Annotated in this window: 16 protein-coding genes; 3 read left to right on the top strand and 13 right to left on the bottom strand. The window is 61.7% G+C overall.

The window, feature by feature from the left end:
* Window positions 1–19: 19 nt before the first annotated feature.
* Both ACILSR_RS09135 and ACILSR_RS09130 read right to left on the bottom strand, forming a co-directional pair.
* The gene (locus ACILSR_RS09135; RefSeq protein WP_395749450.1) at window positions 20–7,996 is read right to left on the bottom strand and encodes an autotransporter-associated beta strand repeat-containing protein; all 7,977 of its coding nucleotides are present in this window, start codon (window positions 7,994–7,996) and stop codon (window positions 20–22) included.
* Window positions 7,997–8,287: 291 nt separating this feature from the next.
* A complete protein-coding gene (locus tag ACILSR_RS09130) occupies window positions 8,288–8,794 on the bottom strand; it encodes a hypothetical protein (protein ID WP_395749449.1) in 507 nt (168 codons plus the stop codon).
* Between the two features lie 246 nt (window positions 8,795–9,040).
* On the opposite strand from ACILSR_RS09130, the gene ACILSR_RS09125 reads away from it, so the two are divergent.
* Genes ACILSR_RS09125 through ACILSR_RS09115 form a run of 3 tightly spaced genes read left to right on the top strand, consistent with a single transcriptional unit; the run spans window position 9,041 to window position 10,081 of the window.
* On the top strand, window positions 9,041–9,268 hold the full coding sequence (locus ACILSR_RS09125; RefSeq protein ID WP_395749448.1) for a hypothetical protein: 228 nt from the start codon (window positions 9,041–9,043) through the stop codon (window positions 9,266–9,268).
* 40 nt (window positions 9,269–9,308) lie between these two features.
* Complete coding sequence (locus ACILSR_RS09120) at window positions 9,309–9,779, top strand: hypothetical protein (RefSeq protein WP_395749447.1); 471 nt, start codon at window positions 9,309–9,311, stop codon at window positions 9,777–9,779.
* On the top strand, window positions 9,776–10,081 hold the full coding sequence (locus ACILSR_RS09115; protein ID WP_395749446.1) for a hypothetical protein: 306 nt from the start codon (window positions 9,776–9,778) through the stop codon (window positions 10,079–10,081). The genes ACILSR_RS09120 and ACILSR_RS09115 overlap by 4 nt, the downstream gene beginning before the upstream one ends.
* Before the next feature lie 26 nt (window positions 10,082–10,107).
* On the opposite strand, the gene ACILSR_RS09110 is transcribed toward ACILSR_RS09115, so the two are convergent.
* The 11 genes from ACILSR_RS09110 to ACILSR_RS09060 all read right to left on the bottom strand — a co-directional run bounded on the left by ACILSR_RS09110 (window position 10,108) and on the right by ACILSR_RS09060 (window position 20,368).
* The gene (locus ACILSR_RS09110; RefSeq protein ID WP_395749445.1) at window positions 10,108–11,127 is read right to left on the bottom strand and encodes a sialidase family protein; all 1,020 of its coding nucleotides are present in this window, start codon (window positions 11,125–11,127) and stop codon (window positions 10,108–10,110) included.
* An 81-nt stretch (window positions 11,128–11,208) separates the two neighbouring features.
* Window positions 11,209–11,694: a DUF2059 domain-containing protein gene (locus ACILSR_RS09105; RefSeq protein WP_395749444.1), complete on the bottom strand. Its 486-nt coding sequence runs from the start codon at window positions 11,692–11,694 to the stop codon at window positions 11,209–11,211.
* Between the two features lie 175 nt (window positions 11,695–11,869).
* Complete coding sequence (locus ACILSR_RS09100) at window positions 11,870–12,604, bottom strand: hypothetical protein (protein ID WP_395749443.1); 735 nt, start codon at window positions 12,602–12,604, stop codon at window positions 11,870–11,872.
* A gap of 331 nt (window positions 12,605–12,935) precedes the next feature.
* Window positions 12,936–15,080 (bottom strand): TonB-dependent receptor family protein, encoded by a 2,145-nt coding sequence (locus ACILSR_RS09095; RefSeq protein WP_395749442.1) that lies wholly within the window; start codon window positions 15,078–15,080, stop codon window positions 12,936–12,938.
* Between the two features lie 136 nt (window positions 15,081–15,216).
* A complete protein-coding gene (locus tag ACILSR_RS09090) occupies window positions 15,217–15,639 on the bottom strand; it encodes a hypothetical protein (protein ID WP_395749441.1) in 423 nt (140 codons plus the stop codon).
* A gap of 114 nt (window positions 15,640–15,753) precedes the next feature.
* The gene (locus tag ACILSR_RS09085; protein ID WP_395749440.1) at window positions 15,754–16,374 is read right to left on the bottom strand and encodes a hypothetical protein; all 621 of its coding nucleotides are present in this window, start codon (window positions 16,372–16,374) and stop codon (window positions 15,754–15,756) included.
* Between the two features lie 86 nt (window positions 16,375–16,460).
* A complete protein-coding gene (locus ACILSR_RS09080; RefSeq protein ID WP_395749439.1) occupies window positions 16,461–17,207 on the bottom strand; it encodes an SCO family protein in 747 nt (248 codons plus the stop codon).
* 96 nt (window positions 17,208–17,303) lie between these two features.
* Complete coding sequence (locus tag ACILSR_RS09075) at window positions 17,304–17,624, bottom strand: heavy metal-associated domain-containing protein (RefSeq protein ID WP_395749438.1); 321 nt, start codon at window positions 17,622–17,624, stop codon at window positions 17,304–17,306.
* Between the two features lie 33 nt (window positions 17,625–17,657).
* Entirely contained in the window at window positions 17,658–18,959 is a 1,302-nt protein-coding gene (locus ACILSR_RS09070) for an SCO family protein (protein WP_395749437.1), read from the bottom strand.
* A gap of 36 nt (window positions 18,960–18,995) precedes the next feature.
* Window positions 18,996–19,484 carry a c-type cytochrome gene (locus ACILSR_RS09065; RefSeq protein WP_395749436.1) on the bottom strand — a complete coding sequence of 163 codons (489 nt, stop codon included), beginning with the start codon at window positions 19,482–19,484 and terminating at the stop codon, window positions 18,996–18,998.
* 65 nt (window positions 19,485–19,549) lie between these two features.
* Complete coding sequence (locus ACILSR_RS09060; RefSeq protein WP_395749435.1) at window positions 19,550–20,368, bottom strand: DJ-1/PfpI family protein; 819 nt, start codon at window positions 20,366–20,368, stop codon at window positions 19,550–19,552.
* Window positions 20,369–20,374: the final 6 nt, after the last annotated feature.

The following is a 20,374-nucleotide window of genomic DNA, read 5'->3' as shown; positions in this document are numbered from 1 at the left end:
GTTTGGGTTTAGGATGCCATCACATCACACAAGATGTGCTGCTGACGCCATTCCGCCGCCGGCGGCGCAGCACCAAGGCACCGAAACCAGAGAGCAGAAACAGCACCCGGCTTGGCTCAGGCGCCACGAAGACGACGCCCGTGGTCATGAACTGGCTCACGTCCCAGAATTCGCCGTTGGTCAGAACCGGCAGCGTGAGATCTCCAAAGGTCCCACCTGCGCCCTGCAGGGTGCTGCCGATGGAGAAGGTGCCTCCCAGGCTGGTCCAGTCGAGGATGTTGAAAACGTCCCCGTAGGCTGCGGTGGTGGAATAGGAGGGAGAAAGGCTCGTGACGACCACGACACTGCCGGAGGAACCCGTGCCGCCGAGTGTGAGGGCACCGTTCACCGTGAGCAGGTCGTTGCTCGTGCCACCCGCGTCGTTCGCATGGCTGGCAGCCCATGTGGCCAGAGTGCCACCCGCTACGGCGTCGGCCAGACCCACGGCGTCGTTGTTGCTGGCGGTGCCGCTGATGTCCAGGCGGATGCTGGAGGCCGTGGCGACGGAGAGCGTGTTATTGATCGTGAGCGTTCCCACTCCCGTGCCGGCCGAGCCGCCCGGCTTGATGCTTCCCTGGGTCACCACGGTGGCACCATTGATGGTGCCCGTTCCCGCCAGGACAGCGCCGGCACCATTGACGGTGATGGCGCTGCTGCCGGTGGAACCTGCCTGCACATCGCCCACCTGAAAGGTGCCTGCGCTCACCGTTGTGGCGCCGGTGTAGCTGTTGGTACCCAGCAGTGTCAGTGTTCCGGTCGTCGTCTTCGTGACGGCACCGCCGCCGTTGATTTCATTGGCATTGGCCAGCACGCCAGACTGGGCGTTGAAGACGATCTGGTTCGTCGATGTCCCCATGTTTTTCCCGGTCAGATCCAGAGTGCCTCCATTCAGCGTCACAGTGGCCGTAGTGCCAGTGCCCCCGGTCTTGGTGATGTCCACATTCGAGGTGAAGGTGCCACCGGTGATGTTAAGCGTGCCCGTCGCGGTGCCAGTCGTTACGCTGTTGGCGGCCATCGCGAAACTGCCGCCTGCGTTCACCGTGAAGGAGGCCGTCCCGGAAAGATTGATGATGCCAGCACCCGTGCCCGAACCATTCGTGCCGGCCTTGGATCCCAGCAGCACGTTGTCGGCGGTGAAGGTGCCGCTGTCCATGCTGATCGTGCCGGTCGCTCCACCCGTGAGGGTGTTGTTGGCGATGCCGAGCTGCACGGAACCGGCGGTGATGGTTGCCACGTGCCCGCGCAGGTCGAGCACGCCGGAATCGGCCGCTCCCGTCGCGGTGCCGTTGTTGCTGCCGATGATGAAATTCGCTCCCGCTGCGCTCTTGCCACCGATCGTCACCGTGCCGGCGCTGCCCGCCGTCTGGGAGGCAAATTGAACAACCCCCGCCGCCTTCGAGAAACCAACGTTGAAGTTGTCCACCGCGAAGATGTTCGTGCCGGTTCCCAGCGTCAGAGTGCTCGTGGAATTGGAGTTGAGCGCGAGCGAGTGCGCCACATACAGCGTCGTCGCCGTGATGCTGTTCGCCGTGTTGGAAAGAATGACGATGCCATTGGTGAGCTGGCCGTAGCCGATGCGCACTTCGTTGAGCGCCGCCCCGCTGCTGCCGAGCGTCACACTGCCCAGACCCGAAAGATCCAGTGTGCCGGTGTGGGCGAAGTTGGCGGAAGCCTGGCCGATGCCGACCGTGACATTTTGTGTCCCCGTCGGTGTCATGACCAGCGCACCGCCTCCCGTCATGGTCAGCTTGCTGGTGCTGACCGCACCCTGGTCCGTGCCCACCAGCAGGCTGCCGGTGAGAGTCAGCGTCTCCGCCGCACCCACGGTGATCACGTTCGCCGTGGCACTGTTGGAGGAAACCGTCAGGCCTGCGAATTTCTGACTCGCGTTGGTCAGATCAATGTTCGCCGTGCTGGTGCTGTTGTTGCCGATTCCCACACTGGAGACCGTGGAGAGCGCATTGTCCGTGGCGATCGCCAGGGTGCCGGCGTTGATGATCGTCGCGCCGGTGTAGGTGCTGGCGTTTGAAGGGCCGCCGAAGGTGGTGGTGTTGGGGCCGTTGAGGGTGAGGCCTCCCGTGCCGTTCGCCAGAATGGGAGCATCGATCTCCACGCCGCCGGTGCTGTAGTTGTTAATCGCGACGGTGGCGTTGCTTGTGGAGCTCTTCAGGGCCGCTGTTGCAGCGCCTGTGTTGGTGATGGTGTAGCTGTTGCTGCCATTGAAAGACCAGCCATCGCTCGTGAGCACAAATCCGTTCAAGTCCAGCGTCCCAGCGCTGGCGGAGGTGTCCACGGTCACGGTGGCGGCGCCTTCATTCGCAGTCAGCGTCAGGCTGCTGCTGCCTGGGGCGGAAGGACCGCCGGCGTTGTTGTCCACCAGGTAGTTGGTGCTGCTGACGGCTCCAAACGCTGGCAGCAGATTGGAAACCACCAGGCGCACGACGTTTCCGCCCACCACGGTGGCGAAGCCGGTGCCGGTGCTGTCCGTGACGGTGATGCCGCTGTTGATGATGCCGTTGGTCAGCGTGGGATTCCAGGCAACGATGCCGGTGCCCAGGGTGTCCGTGGAGGCATCCGCACCACCCGCTGCGGTGTTGAAGTTCAGGGTGGAACCCGAACCCATGGTCACTGTGTTGCTGGTGATGGTCAGCTTTTGATTGGCACTGCCCAGAACGACATTCGCCACCGCATTGGCGCTCACGGCGATGCTGGCAATGATCTCATTCGTCACCGCGCCGGTCAGGCTCAGGGTCGCATTGCCCAAAGTTACGGCCGAAGCATCCCCGATGAGGTTGGTGGAGCCGCTGGCATAGTTCAACACCAGCGAGCCGCTGTTGATGGCGGTGGTGCCGGAGTAGGCGTTCGAGCCTGCAGCGGTGAAGGTCAGCGTGCCGCTGCCGGATTTGACGATATTGATCTTGCCCGCACCATCCGCGATCGTGGCGCCGAAGCTGCCGCTGCCGGTGCTGCTGGTCAGCGTGGATGTGGTGGCACTGGTGTTGGTCACATTGCCGCCCGTGCCGCTGAGAGCACCCACCACTTCATTCTTCCCGTTCATGTCCAGGGTGCCGCTGTTGATGACCACGCCGACCGTGTCCACGATCTGATCTCCACCCGTGCCTGCGAGCTGCACGGTGCCACCGGCGATGGTCAGAGTACTGGTGACGGTGTTCACACTGGCGCTGCTCGCCTTGGCGAGCACCAGCGTTCCTGCCGTGACGGTCGGTGCGACGCCGGAGTTGGTGGCCGAGCCCGCCAGAGTGAGCGTGCCAGCTCCTGTCTTGGTAAACGCTCCTGACAAGGCTGCGCCGGTGCCCACCGTCAGGTTTGTTCCCGCATTGGTGACCTCGATCTTGCCGCCCGCGCTGCTGGTGAAAGCCCGGTCGATGGAGACTGTCGCGCCGGTGTATTGGAAAGTGCCGGAAGCGCCGATGACCAGATTCGCCGCCGCATTGGAGGAAGCGCCCACGCCGCTTGCCGTGCCGCCGTTTGCCAGAGTGGAAACGCTCAGCACGCCGCCGCTCACGGTGGTTTTTCCTGTGTAAGTGTTCACTCCGCCCAGAGTCATGGTGCCCGTGCCGCTGTAGGTGACGGCGTTCGCAAATGCCGCACCGTTGCTGATCACGCCGGCGACGGAGATGTTTCCGGTGCCCGCGAACGTCTGGGTGATGGCAGCTGATCCGCCGGTCTGCAGCACCAGGCTGCCAAGGGCCAGTGTATTCCCCGCACCATTGACCGTCAGCGTCTGCGCGGAAGCGGTGGTATTTGATACCACACCGCCGAAGGTCAGCGTGGTGCCAGTGCCATTGAGGGTCACGGTGCGGCTGCCCGTCACAGACACCGCGCCGGTGCCGAAGTTGAGATTGTTGCTGGCAGTGCCTGCCGCTGTGGAGAAGGCAAAGCTGGCACCCAGGGTGATGGCATTGTTGGTCGCCTCTGTCAGAGCCGCTCCGCTGGTGTTGTCCAGGGTGCCTCCGCTGATCGTCAGGGCGCCGGAGCCAAGGGCATTCGTGCTGTTCACATTCAGCACGCCTGCGGAGAGAATGGTGCCGCCGGTGTGGCTGTTCGTTCCTGCGAGCGTCAGGGCTCCGGTGCCCGCCTTGGTCAGCACCAGGCCGGCGCTCGCTTCAGTGATGTTGCCCGTCACCGACAGTGGAGCCGTGACGGCATTGCTCACCGTCCATGTCTGGCTGGCACCCAGCACCACATCCGCGCTGATGGTGTTGGCGCCGGAGCCGGTGGCCACGGTGATGCCATTGCCGGCGGTGTTGCCATTGGCGTTGGTGGCATTGATCGTGAGTTTGTTTGACCCCGTGCCGGAGGCGATGGTCGAGCCTGCGGTGTTTGCCGTACCAGTGCCGCTGAAGGTGAGGCTGTTGATGGAGAAATTCGCGTCCAGTGTGGTGCTCAGATTCGTGGCGGTGTTCGCGGTGAAGGTGACGTTAGTGTTCGCCGAAGGCTGGATCAGCGTGTTTGCCGTGCCTGCCGCGGAGGTGGCAAAGTTCGTGTTAAAAGTGGTGCCGGTGTTGCTGGTGTTCCAGCTGCTGTCCTGGCTTCCCGTCCAAAACGCAGCAGTGGCTGCATTGGCGGTGGCGGAAACGGTGAGGATCTCGGCTGTGCCTATCGAGGAACTCAGCGAGAGTCCATACCGAACTCCTCCCACGGCGATATTGATTGTGCCGAGGCTGAAGTTGGCCGTGCCCAGTCCGCTGGCAGCTGTGATGAAGTTGTAGTTGCCCGTCGTGAGCGCGGTGCTGCCGATGCCGGTGATGTAAACCACGCCGCCCGCAGTCGTGGCGGCTCCCGTGATGGCGAGGCGGTCGATGGCCGTCGTTGTGCCGCCAATGTCAAAGTTCAGGCTGCCCGTGGTGTTGAAGGTGGTGGCGCCCGTTACGTTGAAGGTGCTCGTCGCACCGTCGTTCATGGTGAAGATGGAGCCTGCATTCAGCACCAGCGTGCTGCCGGCAGCGGTCGTGGCACCCGTCGTTCCCGGATTCACCGCCAGAGTGGCACCGCTGCTCACCGTGATGGCTGTGACGCCCAGGTTGGCGCCGCTGCCCAGCACCAGCGTGCCACCGGTGATGGCGGTCGCCCCCGTGTAGGTTTCGGTGTTGGTCAGCGTCCAGGTGCTGGTGTTGCTCTTTGTCAGCGAGAGGGTGTTGAGATTGTTGGAAATGACGCCTGAAATCACATTTCCGCTGCTGGTACCACCCAGGTTGAGAGTCTTGGCAAAGTTGTTGGAGCCAATATTGACTGCGCCCACGATAGTGACCGTTGCCGTGGTGGGATTCAGGACCACCGTCCCGCCCCCGCCTGCAGAGAGATTGAGGGAGGCAAAGGAAACTCCTGCCGTGCCGCTGGTTACATTCGTTCCTGCGGTGATGTTCACGGTGTTGTTTCCAAAGCCCACCGCGCCCAGCACATGAGTGATCCCCGCGCCTGCCGTGGCTCGGTCGGAGATGAGGCTGCTGGCGTTGTTGCTGCTGGAGCTCAGAACCAGCGCGTTCACGGAGGTGTCCGTCGCCAGACGCAGGGTCGCCGCGCCGTTGGTGGACAGGGTGATCGTGCGCGTTGTCGGCAGAGCGGCGGCATTGCCCAGCACGACCGTGCCACCATCGAGGGTGATCCCGCCGGTGCCCGCCAGCGAGTTCGCCGCATTCAGCGTCAGCGTGCCGGTGCCGTTTTTGGTGAAGGTAGGGTTGTTCGTGGCACCCTGCGTGATGATGCCGTTCACAGTGGTGTTCCCGGCACCTGAGAAAGTGATGGCGTTGTTCCCCACCGCCATCGCTCCGCCCAGGGTCAGCGTGCCTGCCGTGGAACCAATGGTGGAAGCCGAACCGAGCGTGACGGTGCCGCCGAAGGAATTGGTGCCGCTGATGTTCCGCAGGGCGCCTGCCGCGGAGATGCCCGTGCCGTTGATCGTCAGAGCCTCCGCTCCCACCGCGATGCTGCCGGAAAGCTCCAGCGCCGCGCCGGTGAAAACCGTCGTCCCGCTCGCAGTGCCGCCGAGTGCGGAGCTGTTCTGAATTTCCAGGGCCCCCGCATTGATCGTGGTCGTTCCCGTGTAGGTGTTCGTTCCTGCCAGCACCACACGTCCCGTGCCCGTTTTGCTCACGGAAACTGCTCCTCCACCCGCGTTGTTCGCCACGATGGCATTCACCGTCAGCGTGCCGGTGCTGTTCAGTTCATGCAGCGTCAGCGCTCCCGTTCCGGTAGCGCCAGCGGTGAGCGTGCCGTCATCCACCGCCGTGCCGATGGTCAGGTTTCCAGCCGTCGCGTCGGCAAGGATGCCCCCGGAATTGGCCAGCTGCAGGGTGTTCCCCGTGCCGAGGCTCATCGTGCGCGCTGCCGCGTCATTGTAGTCCAGGCCGGCGATCACCGTCGTGCCTGCAGCCTGGGTCGTATTCCCCGTGGAGCTGCTGTCCAGTGCCATGATGCCCGTGGAGGAATAACCGGCCACCTGGTCGATGGTCTTGCCTGTTTCATAGATGAAATCAGGCGTGGCCGCTGTCACGAAACCTCCCGCCACTTTGGCAAATGTGACGCCGCCCGTAGTGCTGGTGTAGGTGACGTTTCCCCCCATCAGCCCTGCCGCGTTCGTGGTGGCGATGCTGCCGGAGGCCGGAGCCACGATGTTCAGTGCGGCGGCGCTGTTGACCGTGATGGCCTTCAGATTGACGTTCAGTGTTCCGCCCGTGCCGGAGACGAGAGACAGGGTGTTGTTGCCGCTTGAAATCGTGGTGGAGGCAAAGGTCTGGCTGTCGGTTTCTGACGCGGCCCCGAGTACGCTGAGAGTAGCGCTTCCGTTCGTGGCAGCAGGATTCATGGTCAGCGCACTGGAACCGCTGACGATGTTGGTGGTGGTGCCGCCGGCGGAGGTGAAGTCCAGGGCCAGCGTGCCCTGCGTGATGGTGGTGGTTCCCGTGTAGGCGTTGGTCCCGGTGAGCGTGAAGATGTTCGAGCCCTGCTTGGTCAGCGCAAACAAAGCCGAACCATTGTCCGTGATGAGGCCGTCAAAGGTGGCGTTCGTGCTCGAACTCACGTTCAACGTGGTCGTTCCTGCGGTACCGGAGCCGTTCATCACCGTGCCCGTGCCGAGCAGACGGGAGATCGTGTCCCCGCTGAAGCGGTCATCGTAGGTCGCTCCGGATGCCAGCGTGATCACGCTGTTGGAAGACAAGCCCGCGCCGCCTGCCACGCGGAGCGTGGCAGTGCTGGCTACATTGATCGTGGTCATGTCAGAGGCCGCCGAACCGGAAAGGTTCAGGAAGAACACGCCCGCATTGATGTTGAGCGCACCGGTGGTGTTGATGTCCCCGCTCCAAGTCACCGTTCCCGTTCCGTTCTTGGTGATGGCCGACGTGTTGCTGGATGGAGTGGTCGCGGTGATGGCGAAGTTTCCTGTGCCATCAAACGTCAGCGTTCCTGCAGCCAGGGGAATGAGATTACCTGCAACAGTCAGCGTGCTGCCAGAGTTGTTCAGCCAGGTTTGACTCGCGGTCAGCGTCACTCCCAAATTGGCGGAACCCACCGTCGTCGCCAGTGCGCCGGCATTCAGGGTGATGCCACCGCTGCCGATCGTGAGAATCTGCCCCGAGGTGCTTGCGGAAAGCGTGTAGCCGGTGGTGGTCGTCTGGCCAAAAATCAGACCGTTGATGCTCTGCGTGCTGACATTCACGGTGCCCCCAGCACCCGTGTTGTTGCCGAATTGAGCGATGTCCGTAACGGCATCATTCGTTGTCGCCACATTCGTGGTGCCGTTCCAGAAGTTGGTGGCTCCCACGGTCCAGTTCCCCGCTCCATCCTGAGCGTCCGAGGTGGTTGAGTTGATGTCCCACAGCACAGTGGTCGCGAAGGACGGCGTGGCCAGCAGCAGGACGAAAGCTAAATGGGTCAGAGATTTGCGAAACGAGGGGAGGGTCAAGCTCACCGGCGAGGAAACCGCAGTGCAGGGCATCTTAAATTGGGGGCTGGGGGTTTTTAAAGGAAGAGCAACGATTGGGGCGTGCCTGTCGTTCGACCGCTATCAGGCCAGCAGTGCTTAAAATTAAACACACAATTCGCTGCGCATCCTTTGGGGGGGATCTCCCCTATCGCATCGTCGTGCCGCTGTCAAACTTCCCACGTATTAGCTGCGTGTGGCGCTCGCCGCCATCTCGCTACAGAATATTGGAGTACTGGGGCTCCGCATATCACGCGAAACCACTCCATGCTTCGACTGCAAAGCTCAGCAAAATGGTCGGCCGGCTTACCGCACCTGGCAAACCGTCTTCGCCACGCCTTCGGCAAAGGCGGCGTTGATCTTGTCCATGTTCACCGTCAGGCCATAGATGCCGCCGATCGCAAACGACTTGCGCACGATGAACTCTCCCATCGGCACATGCTTGGGCATCTGATAAATCGTCACCACGCCATCCACGTGCATCTGCCCCATGCCTGGCATCGCCGTGCGCACCACGCCGCTGCCTTTGGTGTAGCGCGTGATGTTCACCACCAGCTCATAGCTGTGGCGCGCGCCACCCGGCTGCGCCAGCGCCTGCACATTCTGCGTGATGCGGTCCGCGAGCATCATGCGCTCGCCTTCACTCATCCGGGCGTCCGTGGTGCTCACCTGCGTGCTGACCCGGTCTCCCTGGCAGACGACAGCCGTGAGCGGCGTCACAAACGTGGCATGGGGCGCACTCGTGGCGCAGTTGGAAAGCGTGAACGCAGCGGCGATGACGGAGAGAGCGCGGAGAGCTTGGGGGAGGTTCATGAGAGAGAATGGGAAGTGAATGCAGGGAGCAGCAGGAAAACATCCAAATATGAGTGACCTTGAGAGTTATTCAATCTTCCTCCTCCTGGAGTTCCGGCCAAAGTACTCATGAGCTTTGGCTCATTCCGAAGTTCTCGGTGCTGGGTCCGGCGCCTCAAGTCCGAACCAGACCTAATGCCGCTAGGCAAAAGAGGAGGCGTTGAAAGGAGCGCTGTACAAATAAACTGCACGGTTAACGGAAGGTGGATGCATACAGCATCCATCTATGATCCTTCACCCGCAGATTTTGAACTCTCCCTCCAGGCGCGGCTGTGGCGTTGGTTGGAGCAAAGGCTGCTGGAGAAGCCCGGGTTTGTTGAAGGGCGTCATCAGGGACCGCGGCAGAAGTTGCAGGGCTGGCAGATCATCGTGGGACTGACGGCGCAGTGCCTGCACTGCCGCAGCATCCTGCAGCACTTTTTCCTTCGCGGGTGAGCAGTTCGGCTTTAAGTCAGCGCCACGCCTTCTTCCGCAAATGAACTCCGCCGCATTCAACATCTTTGAGCGGATCGTGATGTCGGAGGCGGATGAGTATCAAGGGCAGCGGCTTCCGCGCATGGAAGTTCGCCGGGCTTCCATTCCCACGGAGGTGCTGCGGCGCCGCTTTAGTGGATGCTCGGACGCGCCCCGCTTTCCCGTCAGCGCACTGCTGAACGGAAAGGACGAAGGGACGGATCTCGCGGCGTTCTTCACGCTTGATCCCCTGGCAAACCGCGTGGAGCGCGATGTCGCGGAGCTGTTGTTTTCACATTATTCGCGCCGCGAACGGAATTCGCAGGGTCGTGCGGTGTTTGTTTTTTCCATGCCCGTGCCGGTGGAGGGCGGTCATCTTCTATACTATGGGGCAAACTTTGGATTTCTGACAGGACACGATTTGCTGTGCAGGTTTGAGGGCAGCTTTGACTCGCCCACCTCGTTGGAGTTCCTTCTTCTTGGCATGTCATGACAACCCAGCTTGCATGCCCCCATTGCCACAAGACTTCGACTCTTGAAGAAGTGCTGGAAGGGTCTCGCTTGTCGTGGCCTGCACAACGTTGGCTGTATTTCTACTGCCCGGCATGCGAACAGCCGTCCCATGTCGAGATTTCAGAATCGCGAGTGCGCATCGGTACGCTCGATGGTGTGCCGGGTCCTTGTTTTATCCCTGACACCACCATGGCTGTGCAGGATTTGCGGGTCACATCCAGCGAACAGGGCATCGAGCTTCGGTACGCAGGCAGAGTTTGGTTCGTGCAGGCACATCAATGACGGCGTCCGACGGATTGGACACGACTTCACTTCACCTTCACCCGCGCATAATAAATCGCCGTCTTCCCCTCATGGCTGGAGTGATACGTCACATGCAGCAGATCATCGTGCCAGTACAGTCCCGCGTAGCTGCAATCACCACCGCTGGGCAGCTCCAATATCGGCGTGAGGCTGGTGGGGGTCATGGCAAAGAGCACCATGTGGGGGCCGGGGGTGGCGCCAAAGCCGCGGGAAGCGGCGATGATTTTGCCGTCGGGAAGCTCGATGAAGTTAGGGCCGCCGAGGGGGAGGCCGGTGGCGGCCCAGGTCCAGTCGCGGTAGGGGGCTTTGGCGGTGCCGATCACGCCTTTGCGGTCGGCGCCGTTGCGGGAGACGAGGGCCAGCGCGGTGCCGTCTTTGAGGAAGCGCAGCGTGGTTTCCCCGGGCTGGCCCGGCACTTTCATGATGGAGGAAAGCTGCCACACACTGCCGTCCGAGCTCGCGTAGGTCTTGAGCGACCACTCAGCCTCGGGCGCAGGGCCGCCGGAGTTTGGGTGGATGTTGAAGCTCGCGCCGTAGAAGCGCTTGTCCGCGGGATTGATGGTGGCGCGCCAGAGCCAGTCGCCCTTGGTCAGCAGCTTTTGCCGAGGGGTCCAGACCTTGCCGTCCATGCTGGTGGAGTAGCGCGGCTGGCGCCCTTCTGTGGGGGACACGCTTTCGCACAAAAGGTAGAGCCGCTTTTCGTCCGGGGTGACGATGAGTTTGGGATCGCGCAGGTCCAGGCCTGCATCGTTCAGGGTCGTGTTTTCCACCCAGGTCTTGCCGCTGGCGGAAATGAGGGTGCGGATGGTGCCCTCCCCTTTGGTGGCGGACTCTGCCTCGCGGAAACAGCAGTAAAACAGGTTCTGAAACCGCGTCAGGTCCGTGAAGCCGTTGTGCGCGCCTTTGTCCCAGATTTTTTCCACGGAGACCAGCTCCGCCACGGGTGCCTGCGCGTGCAGCAGGCGGCTGGGCATGAGCAGGGTGCTGGCGGCGAGAAGCAACGACGGGAAGATGCGGGAGGTCATGGTGGGTTGGGCTATGCAATCGTACGCCATGACTCTCCCGGGATTTCAAGAAGAATGCCCGCATGAAACGCGGGTTTCCGCCTACTTCGTCATCTCCTCCTGCACGATCCTGGTGATCTCGGGCTGAAGTCCCTTCATCTTTTCCTGGGTCATTTTCATGACTTCTTTGAGGAGCGTGGCCTGCTTGGAGACGAACACCTGGCCCGCCGGGGACCCCATGAGTTCGGTGATGTCGGTCGCTTCCTTCTCGGAGTAAACCTGGGCGTAGGCGTTGATCATGTCGGCCTTCATCGTGCTCCAGCCCATGGTGCTCATCAGCTTGGCCTGCACTTTGGTCATGGCGGACTTGAACTTGTCCTGCTGCTCCTGCGGCAGGGCTTTGATCTGGTCCTCGCTGATGCCAATGCCGGATTCAAAGGAAGAGATCAGGTTGGCCTCATACTGGGCGTCGATCTTCATGACGGCGAACATCTTTTCGATCGCCGCGGCATGAGACGGGGCTACTTCCGCCTGGGCGGTGCAGAGAGAAAGGGCGGCGAAGGTGGCGAGGATGAGGAGTTTTTTCATAGGAGATGAAGCGCAAGGTTTAGCGCACCGGATTCAAATCGTGAAGGACCAAATGGCGGTCTTACAAAAAATCACGGATTCTGGAAATTGTCCGGGAGGGTGTGGAGTTGCATTTCGATTCATTGGAGAGCATCTGGAATCAAAGAGGCTGAATCGTGTCACGGAAATGGAACTCTCACCGGCTCTTCGGCCGCGTCACCACAAACAGCACGATGCCCAGGCAGGAGACGAGGAAGATGCCGATGTTCACCACCGTCAGCACCAGGTCGCGCGTCTTCTTGTCGGAGATGAATCCCAGCTTGTGAAAGTTGGTGAAGATGTTCGCCTCAAACTGCCGCTGCTTGTCGGTGTGGCGCGTCATGCTGCCGGTGGTGGTGGAGACATAGACGCGCGTCTCCAGCGCATCGCCCGCATCGAAGCGATACACGGGCAGCACGCGGAAAATGTTGATGTACTCGCTGTTGAAGTTCGTGAGGTAGTCCGTCTTCTTCACGCTTGCTCCGCCGAGAAACTTGGACGCGATCTCCGACGCGTAGGCTTCGTCCATCGCGGGATCCACACGGCCGTCCACCGCGCTCACGTAGCGCGGCCCGCCCGAGGTGGTGGTGAAAATTTTCTGCGTGGCCGGCGCCTTGACGAAAATCTGGTACCACGGCTGCCCGCCGATGCCGCGCAGGTTCACCGCCAGCACCTCCGGCTTGTCATCGCCCAGCTTTGCCACGGCCTCCGCCACGCTGAGCTTGATCGCGTTCACATCCATCCCTCCGCCCGAAGGCTTCACCGGCGGCGGCGGCGCCTGCGTGCTCGTCATCACATTATGAATGATCCCACTGCCTGAGGCGATGAGTACGGAGACACTGAAGGCCAGCCCGAGCCAGCGGTGAAGTTTGCGGATGATGCGGGAGTTCATGAGAGAAGGGGCGGATGGTCAGACAATGAGACAGGGGAGTTGGTAAGGCGGATGGCAGGTGTAGGAACGTTCGCTTTGCCGCAGAGAGGCGGAGGCGGCGGCGGCGGCGGATTGATAGAGGTCTGAAAAACTTAAGGGCGTGATTGATTGTTGGCTGGGTTCAATTTTTGAAAACCTCTGCTGCCTCTGCCCCTTTGCCTCTCTGCGGCAAATTCGAACGTCCTATCGGCTTGCACTCGGGTGTGCCCGAGGGCCGGGGCCCGGGGCGCATGCTGCTCGTCGCGAGACGGGCGGGCTTTCGCCGCACCCATCCCACGACCAGACAGCATTCTCACCATTTCCATTCGATGCCGCCGTAGAAGCTCCGCCCATCGCCAGGCAGAAACACCGCCGTGCTTCCTGCCACGGTGGCATTCGTCACCACGTTCACGGTGGGGCTGTAGATCTCGTTCGTCAGGTTGCGTGCCTCCACGTAGAAGGACAGGCCCTTCTTGGTGCGGTAGCCCAGCTTCATGCCCAGCAGCGCATACGGATCCGCAAACGTCGTGCGCGCCAGATCCGCGGCGTATTTGAAGGGAGACCACTCCAGCGTCGGCCCCACGTAGAAGCCGCTCGGGTGCTGGTAGAGCAGCTGCGCGCGGTAATACACCGGCGAATACCCCGGCAGCAGGCGGTCGCCATAGGCAGCGCTTTTGCTGAAGCGGAAGTCATTCCAGAGAAAATTCTGGTTCAGCATCAGCCGGTCTGAGGACACGGCCAGGTTCCGCAGCAGCTCCGCGTTCAGTGCGAACTCCACGCCCTGATGAATCGTCTGCCCCGCGTTCACCGTCGTTGTCGGCGTCAGCACCGGAGATCCCAGCGCCAGCAGCTCGCGCTCCACCCACGCATAGTAGTAGCTGAAATCCCACGAGATGCGGCTGCGCTGCCCGCGTGTGCCCAGCTCCAGCGTCGTCGCCGTCTGCGGCTTCAGCGCCAGCAGGCCGTTGCCCGCCGGCGTGGCTTCGCCGAGCGTCGGTGGCTCAAAGCTCCGGCTCGCATTGAAATAAATTTGAGTCTTCGGGTCCACCTCATACAGCAGGCCCAGCTTCGGGCTGAAACCCCAGGCCTCGATGCGGTCGCTGTTGTTCACCAGGTTCGGCAGTCCGGTGAACTGCCCCGGCGGATTCACCCCGCCAAACGTCTGCAGCTCATCCAGCTCGCGCGAGGCATACGCCACATTCGCACCCGCCACCAGGGAGAGCTTGTCCGTCAGTTGCAGCTTGTCCTGAAAGTAGAAGCTGAAATTCGTGGCCTGCAGCCGGTAGGCACCCACCTGCGCACCGCGTGTACCGTTGATGTTGAAGAAGCGGTTGTCGTTCGTGCCGCCGTACATGAAGTTAGTGCCCACCGTGAAAGTGTTGTCACGGCCCAGCAGCTTCCCCTTGTGATCATAGCGCAAATCAAAGCCCAGATCATTGCTGAGCTGGTCGATCACCTGGAAGATCGGATGGTTCAGATCCTTCCACGACCAGAAGGCGCTGAAGGTCAGCGTGTTGCTGTCCCCGTCGCTGTACGTCAGCTTGTTCGCCAGTCGGAAGAGCCGGTAGTCACGCTCCTGATACCCCGCGCCGCCAGGCACCGTCGGGATGAAGGACCCCGGCGCCGCCATCTGCGGATTTGCCATCATCTGCGCCTTCGTCAGGTTCCCAGGAAGCTGCGAGTTGCTGTCCACATACGTGATGTACACGCGGTTCTCCAGATTGGGGCTGATCTTCGTGCCGATGTTCGCAAACACCCGGAAGCTCTCCTGCTTGCTCCAGTCCCGGAAGCCGTCCGTGTGCGAGGCCGTGATGCTCACATACACATCCGTGTTTCCGCTCACGAAGCCCGAGGAAATCTGCCCGCGGTACGTGTTGAAGCTGCCCACCTCCATCCGCGCCTGCGAAGCCGGAGCCGTGTAGCCCGTGTTGGAGATGAAATTGATCGCACCGCCCAGCGTTGCGGAGCCGTACTGCAGCGCATTCGCACCGCGGAACACCTCCACGTAGTTCGCCGTCAGCGGTTCGATCGCCTGCATGTCAAAGCCGCCGTCCGCCAGGTTCAGCGGCATGCCGTCCTGCATCATCCAGATGCCGCGTCCGTGAAACGTGCGCTGCAAGCCGCTGCCACGAATGGCCAGGCGCGACTCCTCCGCGCCGAAGCGCGACTGCACCAGCACGCCGGGTGCGAAATCCAGCGCGTCCTTCAGCGTGGAGGCGCGGCCGGTCTTGTAGAATTCCGCATCCATCACGTTCGCGCCGCCGGCCACGGACTGGAAGATCTGCTCCTTCCGCGTCTCGAGGCTCGGCACGGTGAGTGAGGGCGAATCTTTCGTCGCGGTGATGACGACTTCCTTGAGCGGAGTCGGAGTGGTTTGGGAGGCTTGGGTCGGTTTGGCAGACTGCGCGAACGCAGCGCCGGAGAGAGCTAGCAAAGAGAAAAGAGAAAGTGGTTTCATGTAGTGAGAGTGGTCAGAGGCACCGCTGCGCGTCGCGGCGTGTGCACAGGATTGTTTTGCGCCGGGAGTTGGGCACCGGCAGCGGGTTCGCGGCGCGGCGTTTTTTTGGAAAACGGCGCCACAGGGTCAGTTCACGTCAGGCCAGCCCGCGTCGTGGCGGTGGCGTCTCCGGCATCTCATTGCGTTTCATCATCATCTCGCGGATCATCGCGAATGAAATCGTATCGCCTGCTGGAGGAATCAGCACCACTGTGCGAACCAGCACCGCGTTCAGCCCTTTCACGGCATCATCTTCCTGCGTGCCTTGGTCGTGGTTGTCGGAGTCCTGCGTCCCCTCCTGCACCTTCTTGCACAGCGCGCAGCCATGCTGACCGTCAAAGGTCTTCTCCACGGCCTCAATCACCGATCCCTCCCGTGCAAAGCTGATGAACATTCCCGTCCACGCGATGCCCTGCAGCAGCGCCCATTGCAGACCCAGCGCCAGGCACAGCACCACCACCATTCCGCGCTGCGCGTGGCGCAGCCAGGGGCGTTGAGGTGCATTTTGGGCGGAAAGCATGGGTGGCGAGTATGGAAGCGGGAGATTCGGTGTCAAGACAAGCAAGGGTCTACTTTGCAGCATCAGGCGGCACACCGGCAAAGCTCATGCACCCCAGCAGGAACAGCGTTCCATTTATGGTTTCGCAAGTCCTTCGGGCAGCTTGGAGAGGCGTTCAAGCTCGGTGACTTCGTGGAAGAACCACGGTTTGCCGTCCTTCACTTTGAAGATGATCGTCTTGCTGGCGTATTTGAGGCCGTCGTGCTCCTTCCATTCGCTGAAACGATAGAAGTCACCGCGCCAGTCGAGGCGGTGGAGGAGGGAGGTCTCCTTGTCGAAGTAGAAGCTCATCGCGGGCGTGACGCTGCCGCTGACGCGGAGACCTGCACAGTTTTTCCCTTCGTCGGTAAGGTCAGGGATGATCTCGAACTTGGACTTTTCATCAACGAGCAGGTCGAGCGACCATGCGCGCACATCATCCTTCGCCGGTTCGGCACCACGTTCCTTTTTGTTGATCCACCACTTGTCCGGCTGGGAGAGGATGGACTCGCGAGTGGAGCGCTTTTTGCCCTCGGCTGGTTCGGGCGTGCTGCCAAAGTGGAAGATTTCCTTGATGCGAAAGTTTTTGAGCAGCTTGTCCTTTCCACCGACGGCGCTGAGGGCTTTTTCGACAAGGGGCTTCGGATCGGCGGTCTGGGCCTGTGAGAAGGTGGTGAGCGAGATGGCAGCGAAGAGGCAGAAAAGACGAGGGTTCATGGAAGGCAGGTGATACGGCAGGCGAACATGGAAGTTAACAGCGGGGCTGAAAATGGTGTGTCGCAGGCTGGGGTGTGGCGCGGATTTTATTCTGCGGGATTGTCGAGGAGGAACTGTACATCGCGCCTGAGCTGTTCAGACATGCGTGCGGCTTCTTCACGCAGAGGAAGAAACACCGCGTAGTGGCCGCGCACACGGCCCTGGCGGTCCACAAGCACGAGGCGCAGATCGTACTTGTAGAGATCGAGCGGGCTCATGCGCTTTTCTGGCGGTACGGCGGTCGGGGCCTGGAGTCGCAGCCCAGAGGTCATAAAGTCCCAGGTGGGCTGCTGCTCGCCTACCACGAACCACCATGGATCTGCGGGTCTGACGCCGACGCCTTGCGCATAAGAGTTGAGGAAAGCCGGCGTGTCCTGCTGAGGTGACAGAGCCAGCGAGACCTGCAGGAAGTCCGGCCGCTCCCGATAGGCGGCATTCAGCCTCCTCATCTGGGTCATGATGGGAGCGCTCCCATGCGGACAGACCGTGTACAGGGCGGCTATGACGGTGACTTTGCCGCGCAGGGCGGAAAGATCCACCTTCTGCCCGCTGCGTTCGGTCACTTCGAAGTGGCCGCCGATTTGTGCCACAACCGGCAGCGCCATTTTTGCGGGCTGGGACGGGCTCTGCGGAGGCGCCTGCACACCATGGCGTCCAAACAGCAGCACTCCAGCGACGGCCATGCCGATGCCAAGCACCATCCTCACCCAGGAGCCAATGCTGACGTGATGCCCGGCACTGGCGGTGGGGGGATGAATGTCCGGTGAAGGTGAAACTGGAGGTGTTGGAGGCATTGGATCAATCCACGCTGATTTTTTTGTCTCGGCTTCCGTCCACATGACGCTGCGAACTTCTCCGTGCGTGGAGGCGGCCTCAAGGCATGCCGGAACTTATTTGGCTTTGACGAGCTTCAGGCTGCGTATGTCATAGGTCTTGGCGTAGTCGCCCAGGGCCTTGACGGCATCCTTCTTGGTGATCGTGGCCGAAGTGGCGGTGATCTCGAGCTTTGGCACTCCGCCCTCCTTTTCTGCGGGCAGCACTTTCACCGTTTCCACTCCTTTCATTTTGGCGAGGGCGGTTTGCACATGGTCGGAACAGGCGCTGCACATGACGCCGGCGACTTCTCCTTTGTAGAGAAAAGTGACGGGTTCCCCGGCGCTGCAGGAAACGATGGCGACAAGACTGAGGAGGAGGGTGATGATGTGTTTCATAGGTTTGGATGTGGTTTGATTTGCTTTGGTTTGTTATTCTGCGGGATTGTCGAGAAGGCGCTGCACGTCACGGCCGAGCTTTTCGGTCATGAGCGTGGCGATCTCGGGTTGAGGGTGAAAGACAGCGTAGTAGCCGCGCACGCGGCCCTGGCGGTCGATGAGCACGAGGCGCAGGTCGTGCTCGTAAAAGTCCAGCGGATTGATGCGCTTTTCCTCCGGGATGGGAACAGGAGCCTGCAATTGCAGTTCATGCGTCATGTAGTCCCAGATGCGCTGCTGCTCACCGGTCACGAACCACCAGGGATCTTCCGGCTTCGCGCCCACGCCTTCGGCGTAGGCTTTGAGGAAGTCCGGGGTGTCGCGCTCCGGCGCCACGGCGAGCGAGACCAGATGGAAATCCGGCCGCGTGCGATAGGCGGCATTGAGCTTTTGCATCTGCGCCACTACTGCCGCGCACCCATGCGGGCAGACGGTGTAGAGGCAGGCCATGACGGTGACCTTCCCGCGCAGGGCGGAAAGCTTCACCGTCTGCCCGCTGCGCTCGGTGACTTCCAGGTCGCCTGTGATTTGAGCGACCACAGGCAGCGGTGTCTGTGGGAGAGCCTGCCGGGCATAATGCCCCAGCATCAGCACGCCCGCTATGGCCATGCCAATGCCCAGCCCCATGCGCAGCCATGAGCCGGTGCTGACGCGAACGTCTGCACCGGCGGAGGTATAGCGAATGCTCGGAGGCGGCGGTTCCGGAGTCACGGGGCCGGCCTTGTTGCCAAAATTGCTGCGCACATAGGTCAGCACGCCGGCGATCTGCTCGTCACTCAGCGCCCCTCCCTGCGGCGGCATCATCGGCGCTAGAGAGGTGAAAGGTGCGCCATTGATGGTGATGGGGCCGGTAAACCCGTGCAGCACCATGCGGATCATGCGGTCAGGCTTCTTCACGTTCACCCAGTCCGATCCCGCGAGCGGTGGAAACATGGGTGGCAGGCCCTGCCCCGTGGGCTGGTGGCATGCGATGCACACGGTGGAGTAGATGCGCTGGCCCGTGGCCAGCAGGTCTGCCCCGCCGCCAGCAGCCGGTGCGGGAGCAGGAGAAGTGGCCGCCGCAGCAGGCGCTGGAGACGGGGCGTTGGCCGCAGCCGGTGCCGCAGCCGGAACAGCTTCCGTTTCCAGTGCCACCGGTTCAGGCTTGGCACGCAACGCTCCGAAGGAGCCGATGACAAACGCGCCCACAATGAGGAAGAGGCCGCCGCCCATCACCGTGCCGGTGCCATAGGTGAGCAGATCCGTGATGCGAGAGGCGAGTTCGCCTGAGGAGGAAGAAGATGATTTCTTGGACATGTGTTTGAAGGATGAACTGGGTGTTTGTTGACTGGGTTATTCCGTGGGGATCTTGCTGATCTCCGCTTCCGTCCACATGGCGGTGCGGGCTTTCTCGGCTTCACGGATGGCCTTGACCTCATCGGCTGTCACAACGCTGGCCTTGTTGCCAAAGCTGTTGCGCACATAGGTCAGCACATCGGCGATCTGCGTGTCGCTCAGTGCCGCGCCCTGCGGTGGCATCAGCGGCGCGGGAGAGGCAAAGGGTTTGCCATTCAGAGTGATGGGTCCGGTGAAGCCATGCAGCACCATGCGGATGATGCGGTCCGGCTTCTTCGCCGCCACCCAGTCCGAGCTGGCCAGCGGAGGGAACATGCCCGGCAGGCCCAGCCCGGTGGGCTGATGGCACGCGAAGCAGACCTGCATGTAAACCGTCTGGCCGCGTGTGATGGACTCCGCCGAGGGAGCCGCATCCTGCGCATGGATGAGCGAAGTGAAAGGCAGCACGCAAACGGCTGCGAGGAAGTGTTTGAGGGAAGTTTTCATGAATGTTGGGGGATGGGGTTTTTTTTGGATAGGTTGATTCGATGAGGGTGACCGGGGCTCGTGCTTCAGCCGCCTTTGAGGATGGCTTCCACTTTCTGGTGAAAGCCTGCGAGCATCTCCACCATGAGCTGCCTGGTCTTGGCAGGTGCTTTGGCAGGATCTCCTGCCGTCGTGGGCGGATGCGGGTCGTATTCGGCCAGCAAAGCCAGGCAGTCCGTGTATTCCCGGTCCCGCCATTTCAGGGACATGTGCAGGCCAAAATCCATGCCGGCGGTGACACCGGCGGCGGTGATGACCTTGCCATCCTCCACGATACGGTTGTTGGAAACCGTGGCACCAAAGTGATGCAGCAGATCTTTGACCAGCCAGTGGGAGGTGGCCTTCCTGCCTTTCAGCAGACCAGCGGCACCGAGGATGAGCGAGCCGGTGCAGACGGAGGAGACGACCTTCGCCGCCGCTCCCGCCTTGCGGATGAAAGCCATCGTCTCCGCGTCCTGCATGGCGGCCAGAGTGCCCGTCGTGCCACCAGGCACGCAGAGCAGATCCAGCGCCGCCGGGCAGTCGGCGAAGGTGATGTCGGGCATGATTTTCACGCCCGAGTCTGAACTGACGAGTTCCATGCTCTTCGCCGCCAGCAGCACTTTGGCTCCCATCAGGGAGGACAGAAAGTAATGCGGGCCGATGAGATCGAGCGCCGTGAATCCAGGGTAAAGCACCTGCACGATCACTTCGTGCCCCATCCAGCCGGGAGGCATGGCGGACATGTCATGTGCAGGCTTGGGTGTCTCTGCGGCAGCCTGGGCGCTGGTAGTTTGTGCCAGCGCGGCCAGGCCGGGCAGCACGCAGGTGAGTTGACGTAGAAATTCACGACGCTCGGTCTTCATGGAGTT

Source organism: Prosthecobacter sp. (assembly GCF_044222565.1).
Taxonomy (GTDB): Bacteria; Verrucomicrobiota; Verrucomicrobiia; order Verrucomicrobiales; family Verrucomicrobiaceae; genus Prosthecobacter.
This window is presented reverse-complemented; position numbering and strand designations above follow the sequence as displayed.

Coding starts and splice junctions, on each gene's coding strand:
- ACILSR_RS09110 (WP_395749445.1), bottom strand. CDS start 11,127: ATGACCTCCCGCATCTTCCCGTCGTTGCTTCTCGCCGCCAGCACCCTG.
- ACILSR_RS09090 (WP_395749441.1), bottom strand. CDS start 15,639: ATGCTTTCCGCCCAAAATGCACCTCAACGCCCCTGGCTGCGCCACGCG.
- ACILSR_RS09070 (WP_395749437.1), bottom strand. CDS start 18,959: ATGTCCAAGAAATCATCTTCTTCCTCCTCAGGCGAACTCGCCTCTCGC.
- ACILSR_RS09135 (WP_395749450.1), bottom strand. CDS start 7,996: ATGCCCTGCACTGCGGTTTCCTCGCCGGTGAGCTTGACCCTCCCCTCG.
- ACILSR_RS09060 (WP_395749435.1), bottom strand. CDS start 20,368: ATGAAGACCGAGCGTCGTGAATTTCTACGTCAACTCACCTGCGTGCTG.
- ACILSR_RS09065 (WP_395749436.1), bottom strand. CDS start 19,484: ATGAAAACTTCCCTCAAACACTTCCTCGCAGCCGTTTGCGTGCTGCCT.
- ACILSR_RS09095 (WP_395749442.1), bottom strand. CDS start 15,080: ATGAAACCACTTTCTCTTTTCTCTTTGCTAGCTCTCTCCGGCGCTGCG.
- ACILSR_RS09085 (WP_395749440.1), bottom strand. CDS start 16,374: ATGAACCCTCGTCTTTTCTGCCTCTTCGCTGCCATCTCGCTCACCACC.
- ACILSR_RS09075 (WP_395749438.1), bottom strand. CDS start 17,624: ATGAAACACATCATCACCCTCCTCCTCAGTCTTGTCGCCATCGTTTCC.
- ACILSR_RS09125 (WP_395749448.1), top strand. CDS start 9,041: ATGCATACAGCATCCATCTATGATCCTTCACCCGCAGATTTTGAACTC.
- ACILSR_RS09080 (WP_395749439.1), bottom strand. CDS start 17,207: ATGCCTCCAACACCTCCAGTTTCACCTTCACCGGACATTCATCCCCCC.
- ACILSR_RS09115 (WP_395749446.1), top strand. CDS start 9,776: ATGACAACCCAGCTTGCATGCCCCCATTGCCACAAGACTTCGACTCTT.
- ACILSR_RS09130 (WP_395749449.1), bottom strand. CDS start 8,794: ATGAACCTCCCCCAAGCTCTCCGCGCTCTCTCCGTCATCGCCGCTGCG.
- ACILSR_RS09105 (WP_395749444.1), bottom strand. CDS start 11,694: ATGAAAAAACTCCTCATCCTCGCCACCTTCGCCGCCCTTTCTCTCTGC.
- ACILSR_RS09120 (WP_395749447.1), top strand. CDS start 9,309: ATGAACTCCGCCGCATTCAACATCTTTGAGCGGATCGTGATGTCGGAG.
- ACILSR_RS09100 (WP_395749443.1), bottom strand. CDS start 12,604: ATGAACTCCCGCATCATCCGCAAACTTCACCGCTGGCTCGGGCTGGCC.